The organism is cf. Phormidesmis sp. LEGE 11477 (assembly GCF_015207105.1).
In the GTDB taxonomy this organism is placed as follows: domain Bacteria; phylum Cyanobacteriota; class Cyanobacteriia; order Phormidesmidales; family Phormidesmidaceae; genus Phormidesmis.
On the sequence record NZ_JADEXO010000186.1, the window covers coordinates 1 to 7,729 of the forward strand.

Consider the following 7,729-nt stretch of genomic DNA (forward strand, 5'->3'; position numbering starts at 1 on the left):
CAGTTTAGCGATAGGGCATTCAGCCTGTCTGCAAACGGACGGTCGGCGGGCTCCATGATCCGCAGTTCGTCGATATCGTTCTGTTCAATCCATATTTCTAGCGGCGTTTCAAAATCGCTAGCAATTTCGTAGGTAACCTGCCAGCCTTCAGCCTCTAGTTCCTTGGCAAAGTGGCGCATTGCCGACCAAATTAGAATTAGCTTTTGCTGATGATATCGCCTCTCCTTTATGTAATCTCTCGATTCGATTAAGATGATTGGCGTCTTAGATTTTTTGGTTTCGCGGCTGGCGATCGCCGACTGTCCTTGCCAAAGCTGATCGCCCAATACCCAAACACCGACCGTCATACAAGCTCTAAAATTTGCGTTCGACTTTAGTGTAACGTGAGCGACACCTTAGGTTTATAAGCTGGCGCTGCCTATTCCAAGCTGTCTAGTTTGAGCTGCTTAATTTGTGCCGTCTGGTCTGAATTATCTAGTTCGAACTGTCTGCCTTGGCCCACCGCAAAAGATGACGGTGAATCCATCGAATCTCTTGGTAGCTACCAACTATACAAAGGCGCGGGCTAGGAGCATCGTGGTTGTAGAAAGTGAACGTCAGTTTGGCCCCAGATAGATTCTGGCCATTAACGAAAAAGGCAGGCGCTATGGTCACATCTTTGACTGACAGGCGAGAATAGTGAAGCTTACTTTCAAGCGGCGGTGCGTTCACTTGTCCTATCCTGTTTCGTTTTGGCATCAGAGCAGTGGTCAGACTCAAGAAAGTGCGCCCTTGAGATTCGTTGCTTAGCCTAACAATCGCTTGCCTTTTCGTCCTTCTATCGCGCTTTGGCCTGGTAGCATACCGGAAAAGGATAGGTAATAGCGCGGCAACCACAATGCCTAGGCCAATCGAGCCAGTAGTCGCTACGGTACCGCCTACAAAGGCAATAGTGCCCACAACAGCTAATAGCCAGTATTCTAAGCCATTATTTGTATCGTCAGAGACAATGCCTGCCCAAATGCGAGACTCTAAGCACTGGATAGAAATCTTGTCTGAAGAAGATTTCACTTTGAAGTCGGCATAGGCTGTTTGCGGTGTAGCTGTTACTTGCGATCGCGCAGCAGTTTGTGAGCGCGTGGCGGTGGCAGGACGCACTTTTCGAGTAGAACGAGTGGATATGGGCTGTGGGGTGGCACTTTGATGCACATATGGCTTGACTAAGGCCAGTGCTACACCCAGCGCTGTTTCTGTCTCAAAAGAGTCTAGATAGGGCAGTGTCACGGGTAGCTGATAGGTGTGTAAACTAGTCTCCTGAGACTGTAGCCGGGCCGCTTCTATCTCTTCTTCTTGGGGGTCTGGGCAGTATAAAAGCAGCTTGACAATGACCGCTGCGTTTGAATGAATGTCTGTTGCTAAAAAGGTTCTCTTACCTACTTCTTGGCTCAGGCGTTTTTCTAAGCGGTAACAGGGTGTTGCTTCTGGTCGGTTAGCCGATGATGGGCTTGCCGTTAGCTGGTTCGCGGTCAACCGACCTGCTGGTGACTGGCCTACTGGTGACTGGCTTGCTGGTGGCTGGCTGACTGCTGGGGCTACCCCCGCTTTGAAACTTGCAGTTGGCTTGATCAAATGACCAATCATTGGTTCGCTGGTTTGACGGGCAATGTCGTAGCGCTTCATAAAACTGAGTGGATCTACGGTGAATTTACGGTAACCGTATTGCTCAGATTAATCTGACCATCTTCTTTTTTCGGTGTAACTACATAGAAAAGATAGAACTACCAAATACAGTGCTCAAATATAAAGAGTAAGTATGTCTAGACCTAAGCCTGGAACTCATCAAGAACTTTTAGAATGCATTGGCCAAACGCTGATTGTCGCGTACAAAGAACCGACTGAGCAGCTTACCCAAGCGTTAAGCCAGGCTGGGTGTGACTGCACTGTGCTACGTCAGGTTCATCAGCCAGGATATGAAACTTACTCGCCTAGCTTTTTGTGCTTGCTCAATCACTGTGAGGCTTGGAAGCAGGCGCTGCAATCAGATCGACCCACGCTAGTCGTAGAGGCTGACTTTGTACCAGTTAAGAATTTTTCCGAACTACCGCCGCCTTTCGACCCGTCAGATGCTGAGATGGGCATTGCCTGGCTATACACCTGTGCCGCTCAAATTTACAGCGTTTCAAACCTCAGCCAGGATGCTAAAGCTGTTCGAGAATCCGCCTCGAAAAAGTCTCAAAAGGTCGCTCAGGGATACTCCACGGCGATGGTGGCGTATGTGATCACGGCAAAGAGTGCGGCTGCTTTGCTTGAGCTGGCGGCGCAGATAGAACGCTCTCCGGGGCCGAGGGCATATTCAGCCTGGGATTCAGGAATTGAATATTTTCTGCGCGAGGCAGGTTTTCACAACTATGTGCCTTTTCGCAACTATGGCGAACATGGTGGACTGCCTAATCCCGAGCATCGTCAAAATAAGCTAAGCAAAGCGCACAGAGCTGATGTGCTATACGGAAAGCTGGCCTTTGCGCCGATGTACGCATACGAGGATGACCAGATCAGTGGATGGAACTGGTGGAAAGTTCGCACCTACGCGCGGATCAAAGGATTAGGAAGACTGTTGCTCAGAAAATACCTGCGAGCTGAAGTGGTGAGAAAGTCGAGTCGCGGCAAGGCACTGATCAGGTTTGCGATCGCCCGGCACCTAACGCTGTAGCCTGATACTACAAGGTGCCTACTTTGCTGGTTTAGCCAGATTGACTAGTGCCTTTCCAGTGACGCGGCAGCCTGTCCATTCATCCATCAGCAGCGCGCCTATTTTCTTATAGAAAGTAATGGCGTCTTCGTTCCAATCCAAAACGCTCCACTCTAGACGTCCACACCCTTGTTCTACCGCGTGATTGGCTAGATAATTCAATAGCCCTGTTGCAATCCCTTGACGGCGGTAGTCAGGCGAAACAAAGAGATCTTCTAGATAGATGCCTGGCTTCATTAGAAAAGTAGAAAAGTTGTAGAAGAAAAGTGCAAACCCTACTGTTTTTCCATCGACTTCGGCAACGATAGCTTCAGCAACAGGTTTCTTTGCAAACAGTCCCTGGTGCAAATCTTCTGGCGTACCCACCATCTCGTGAGCCAGCTTTTCGTACTCACTCAGCGCTGTGATTAGTTCAAAGATAGCCAGGACATCGGCAGGCGTGGCCGATCTGATTTTGTATGCTGCCATTGGGTTCTCCTCCGATTATTCTCTTTAAATCAATCGACTAGTCACTTTGCCGATAATCAACTCACGCGCAACTACACCAAAAGAGCGACTGTCGCTGCCCTCACATTCATTGTCGCTGAGCACGTAGCAACTGCCGTCGTAAAAAGCTTCTGTCACCCGTTTGACTAGTCTGATGCTGGGTCTTTGCGGATGACGACAGATGATGATTTCTCCAGGAAAGATTTTGACCGTTCTAGGAATAGGGCAAACCAGCACATCTTCACCAGAATGCAGCGTTGGCAACATCGAATTCCCTGTCACTCGAAACCGCCACCGCTTGCCCAAAGTCCAAAGTCCGATCTCCTTCCAATCGCGCCTAAGTTTCAGCCTAAGTTTCATAAGAGCAGAACTTTACGACTACAAGATTTCATTCTAGATGTATCCGAGAACCGTTATATATTACCTGAAAGAGGGCAATAGAAACTGTTGTAACTGCTTGTACTGCTGCCTCAATCCCTCACAAAAATAGGTTTTGCAATATTGTTTAACCCATTGCAAAACCTATTTCATGTTGTTACAGATGTATGCCTACTGGTTAACTAGCTAGCGGTATACCAAGATACATCACGGCTCTTAGTCTCCCAAAAGATGTTGTGAATCTTTTGGACAGCTTCCATTAATTCTTGGCAGTGCTGAGTGCTGACTTCTACTTTGCACGCAGAGCAGAGTTTTGCAGCTTTCCAGAAAGTATCGTGCAAGTCGGGATACTTCTCTAAATGAACAGGCTTGAAGTAGTCAGTCCATAGAATCAACAGCTCGTCTTTGGTGATTTGAGCCTGCTCTTCTTTGATAGCAATAAACCGAGACACGGTGTTTTGGTAAGATGCCATGGCCTGGGTATCGCCGCCTTCTGGGTGCTGCAAGTCCAAGATTTTCTTGGTCATAGAAACGACTGCTTCTGCTGCAATCCGAGCAGAAGAAGGATCGTATACACCGCAGGGGCCATCGCAGTGAGCTTGAACTTCGGGGGCTGGGAACAAAGCTTTTAGCGTGGAAATAACTGTACTGAACATAAGTGAAGTTTGAAAAACTATACGAATTTAGTATACCGCTCATGCTTTTACGTGGATGAACTATTACGGAAGCCGTTAAGCCCTACTTCTATAGGGCATTGTTGATAGGGCGCTGTTTGACTAGGTGCTACGTCAATAGCGTTACGTAAGAAGGGCTCCTGTGGCGTATAGTGAAATGCAGTTCAAATGTACTTCTTTGGATTGCTACCTTCTCGGTTTGTCATAGGCCGTCAGCTAAAAGAGTCAGGGTATTGGATACAAAAGGAATGGGACAGGTGAAAGGATGGATGAAGAGCGCGATCGCATTACTTGCAGTCGGTCTTTCTAGCTGTGAGTATCTAGAGTCCTCAGACATCTACGCTAGTCTGCCCCCCTGCGTCGATAGCTACTGTGACTGTGGGGATTTCAAAAATCAGCCGCTTGCTCAAGCCGTTCTATCGTCTTTTCCCGAAGATTACTATGGCCTCGATCGAGACGGTAATGGGCTAGCCTGCGAACGACTGCCGCAGACCGAGCTGAGCTTAGGCCAAGCAACTTATTTTTCTAACAGTGAGCATCTGAGCTTGGGCAATCCTAGCAACGCTAGCCCGGCAGATCCCAACAACTTACTAGTTGAGCGCGATCAGTATGTGCTCTCCTATAGCCGCGATCGCAATCTTCTAAACTGGGCTAGCTGGTGGGTTGACCCGCGCTGGCTGGGCCGCAGCGGCAGGCAAGATGATTTTCGCGTAGATGGCGGGTTGCCTCAGGGCTTCTATCAGGTCACCCCTGATGAGTATAAGCGCAGCGGCTACGACCGAGGTCACATGGTTCCATCGGGCGATCGCACTTCAACCCCCGAAGACAATTCGATCACTTTTTTGATGACAAATATCTTTCCCCACGCCAGAGAAAACAATCGTGGTCCATGGCGAGACCTAGAAGAATATGGCCGCGATCTGGTCTATCAGCAGGGCAAGTCGCTGTACGTAATTGGCGGTGCCTACGGCGATAAGGGCTCGGTCGGTAAGGCAACGGTTCCAGGTCGGATATGGAAGGTGATGGTAGTGATGGATTCAACGACGGACAAGGTAACTCGGCGCACGGAAGTGATCGCTGTTGATATGCCTAATAGCGATCGCATCGAAGACGATTGGCAAACTTACCGCACCACCGTAGATCGCATTGAAATTGCTACGGGCTACGACTTGCTATCTGATGTTCCCGAGAATATCCAAGCCGTGCTTGAAGCAAGATGAATTAGTCGAGATGAATTAATCGAGATAAACCAATCAGGATAAACCAAAGACGTTTGACCGGCAGTATTAACGTCTGATCGAAGATATTGCCTTAGCGCTTTACGTCTAAGTAGAGAGGGTTCAGGCCGTAGTTGTGTCGTACTCTAAGGTGCCTGCAAAACTTTGTTCATTTCTTCCCCAATGCGTATCCTTCTCTGGCTCCGTAATGACCTTCGACTGCACGATCATGAGCCACTTCATCGCGCTGTAGAACAGGGTGCAGACATTATTCCGGTCTACTGTTTTGATCCTAGACACTTTCAAGAAACCTCATTCGGCTTTCCAAAAACAGGCGCTTATCGAGCTCAGTTTTTGATTGAGACCGTTGCGGATGTGAGAGCTGAGATGCGATCGCGTGGCGGCAATCTAGTCATTCGCCAGGGCAAACCAGAAGAAGAGATTCCAGCGATAGTCAAAGCCTTCAATATCGCTGCCGTTTATTGGTACGAAGAAGCTACTACAGAAGAAACAGAAGTAGAACAGTGTTTAGAATCAGCACTGAACCAGCTCAAAGTCACTTCCGAAGTTTACTGGGGAGCAACGCTGTATCATCCTGACGATCTGCCGTTTGAAGTAAACCGGTTACCTGAGGTATTCACACAGTTTTGCAAAGCCGTAGAAAAAGACAGCCAGGTATTTCCAACTTTTCCCACCCCAAAAAAACTACCGCATTTACCTGCCGAGCTAGAGCTTGGAAAACTTCCTAGTCTGTCCGAGCTCGGATTAGAACAAGCCCTGATTGATCCAAAAGGCGTGCTTCAGTTCAAAGGTGGCGAAAGCGAAGGACTCAAACGACTACAGCACTACTTTTGGGAGGCCGATAGACTCCAGGTTTACAAAGAGACTCGTAACGGCATGCTCGGTGCCGATTATTCTTCTAAATTCTCTCCTTGGCTAGCCAATGGTAGTCTGTCTCCTCGTAAGATCTACGAAGAAGTGCAGCGCTATGAAAGAGAAAGAAAGAAAAACAACTCAACCTATTGGATGATATTTGAGCTAATCTGGAGAGACTATTTTCGCTTTGTCTGCCTCAAGTATGGCCGTAAGATATTTCGTAAAAGTGGTATTCGCGGACTGCCGATTAAATGGCAGCAAGATTGGCAGCGCTTCGATCGATGGCGCGAAGGGAAAACAGGCTATCCGCTTGTCGATGCCAACATGCGAGAGATTGCCGCAACAGGATTTATGTCAAATCGCGGGCGACAAAATGTAGCTAGCTTTCTGACGAAGAATTTGGGAATTGATTGGCAGATGGGTGCAGAGTGGTTCGAGTCTTTGCTAATCGACTACGACGTGTGTAGCAATTGGGGCAATTGGAATTACACAGCAGGTGTCGGCAATGATGCGCGCGGCTTTCGCTACTTCAATATTCCAAAGCAGTCCAAAGACTATGACCCAGAAGGCAAATACGTTAAACACTGGCTGCCAGCGCTAGCAGATCTGCCTGCTAAGAAAGTGCATGCACCCTGGAAGCTCCAACCTGTTGAGCAAAAACGCTTTGATGTTCGGCTAGGCGTAGACTATCCGAATCCGGTAGTGGATTTGCAAAAGTCGGTTGAGATCAATCAGCGCCGATACGAAGAAGCTTGGCACCAGAAGAAATCTAGACGGTAAGTACCGTCAGACAAAGCTCGGTTATACTCACGCTTTGCTAACCCCAAAGCGGCTAGCTGGCCAAGAAACTTTCAAGAAACTTTCGTATCCATTGATAAACGCCTCTTTCCCTGCTTTCTCAATGACACTACCGTGTGCCATGATCACGCGCTCAAAGTCCCAGCGCAGGATTTCTTCTATTGATTCTCTAACGGCTTTCTTATCTGTTGTGGCGATCCGCTCAAGCCAGGATGGACTTAGGGTTTGATAGCCACCTAATACTCTAGTCATGAGCTGAGTCAGCAGTGGAAAACTCGCATCAAAGTGAAAAGCAGCATCTGTTAAGATCAAAGTGCGGCTCTTTGGATGAAAGAAGATGCACTCGTTCAGGCTGTCGAATCCACTGAGTCCTAACGTTCTAAATCCACTGAGAAAAATAGATTGTAGTCCTGGTGTTAGTTCTGCTGATTCTATATCGATTGTTCGATCAATAGGCAGCTCTGGTTCTTTCTGTTGTAGTCCTGGCGCTGCCCAGAAAGTAGCCTTTGGATAGCAGTCTTTGAAGCTAGCTGCAAAAAGATAGTGATAACAGTTCGGCGCGATGATATTAG

At 48.2% G+C, this 7,729-nt stretch carries 9 protein-coding genes; 3 read left to right on the top strand and 6 right to left on the bottom strand.

Going from position 1 to position 7,729, the window contains the following annotated elements; translation table 11 throughout:
* Together IQ256_RS27780 and IQ256_RS27785 are read right to left on the bottom strand one after the other, a co-directional pair.
* Positions 1 to 347, bottom strand: a 347-nt coding sequence (locus tag IQ256_RS27780; protein WP_193858935.1) for a cryptochrome/photolyase family protein, incomplete at its 3' end; no start/stop codon positions are given.
* Positions 348 to 474: 127 nt separating this feature from the next.
* Entirely contained in the window at positions 475 to 1,659 is a 1,185-nt protein-coding gene (locus tag IQ256_RS27785) for a hypothetical protein (RefSeq protein ID WP_193858936.1), read from the bottom strand.
* Between the two features lie 133 nt (positions 1,660 to 1,792).
* Between IQ256_RS27785 and IQ256_RS27790 the strand changes: the two genes are divergently transcribed.
* Positions 1,793 to 2,689: an LPS biosynthesis glycosyltransferase gene (locus IQ256_RS27790; protein ID WP_193858937.1), complete on the top strand. Its 897-nt coding sequence runs from the start codon at positions 1,793 to 1,795 to the stop codon at positions 2,687 to 2,689.
* Positions 2,690 to 2,707: 18 nt separating this feature from the next.
* Here the strand turns inward: IQ256_RS27790 and IQ256_RS27795 are convergent, their stop codons facing one another.
* The 3 genes from IQ256_RS27795 to sodN all read right to left on the bottom strand — a co-directional run bounded on the left by IQ256_RS27795 (position 2,708) and on the right by sodN (position 4,248).
* Positions 2,708 to 3,196: a GNAT family N-acetyltransferase gene (locus IQ256_RS27795; RefSeq protein WP_193858938.1), complete on the bottom strand. Its 489-nt coding sequence runs from the start codon at positions 3,194 to 3,196 to the stop codon at positions 2,708 to 2,710.
* 24 nt (positions 3,197 to 3,220) lie between these two features.
* Positions 3,221 to 3,574 carry a nickel-type superoxide dismutase maturation protease gene (gene sodX / locus IQ256_RS27800; protein ID WP_193858939.1) on the bottom strand — a complete coding sequence of 118 codons (354 nt, stop codon included), beginning with the start codon at positions 3,572 to 3,574 and terminating at the stop codon, positions 3,221 to 3,223.
* Between the two features lie 200 nt (positions 3,575 to 3,774).
* Entirely contained in the window at positions 3,775 to 4,248 is a 474-nt protein-coding gene (gene sodN / locus IQ256_RS27805; protein ID WP_193858940.1) for a superoxide dismutase, Ni, read from the bottom strand.
* A 251-nt stretch (positions 4,249 to 4,499) separates the two neighbouring features.
* Here sodN and IQ256_RS27810 point away from each other — a divergent pair, with 251 nt between their 5' ends.
* Both IQ256_RS27810 and IQ256_RS27815 read left to right on the top strand, forming a co-directional pair.
* Positions 4,500 to 5,486 carry a DNA/RNA non-specific endonuclease gene (locus IQ256_RS27810; RefSeq protein WP_228025356.1) on the top strand — a complete coding sequence of 329 codons (987 nt, stop codon included), beginning with the start codon at positions 4,500 to 4,502 and terminating at the stop codon, positions 5,484 to 5,486.
* Between the two features lie 180 nt (positions 5,487 to 5,666).
* The gene (locus IQ256_RS27815; protein ID WP_193858941.1) at positions 5,667 to 7,139 is read left to right on the top strand and encodes a DASH family cryptochrome; all 1,473 of its coding nucleotides are present in this window, start codon (positions 5,667 to 5,669) and stop codon (positions 7,137 to 7,139) included.
* A 27-nt stretch (positions 7,140 to 7,166) separates the two neighbouring features.
* On the opposite strand, the gene IQ256_RS27820 is transcribed toward IQ256_RS27815, so the two are convergent.
* The coding region (locus tag IQ256_RS27820; protein WP_193858942.1) for a hypothetical protein at positions 7,167 to 7,729 on the bottom strand (563 nt) is incomplete at its 5' end.

Coding starts and splice junctions, on each gene's coding strand:
- IQ256_RS27790 (WP_193858937.1), top strand. CDS start 1,793: ATGTCTAGACCTAAGCCTGGAACTCATCAAGAACTTTTAGAATGCATT.
- sodX (WP_193858939.1), bottom strand. CDS start 3,574: ATGAAACTTAGGCTGAAACTTAGGCGCGATTGGAAGGAGATCGGACTT.
- sodN (WP_193858940.1), bottom strand. CDS start 4,248: ATGTTCAGTACAGTTATTTCCACGCTAAAAGCTTTGTTCCCAGCCCCC.
- IQ256_RS27785 (WP_193858936.1), bottom strand. CDS start 1,659: ATGAAGCGCTACGACATTGCCCGTCAAACCAGCGAACCAATGATTGGT.
- IQ256_RS27795 (WP_193858938.1), bottom strand. CDS start 3,196: ATGGCAGCATACAAAATCAGATCGGCCACGCCTGCCGATGTCCTGGCT.
- IQ256_RS27815 (WP_193858941.1), top strand. CDS start 5,667: ATGCGTATCCTTCTCTGGCTCCGTAATGACCTTCGACTGCACGATCAT.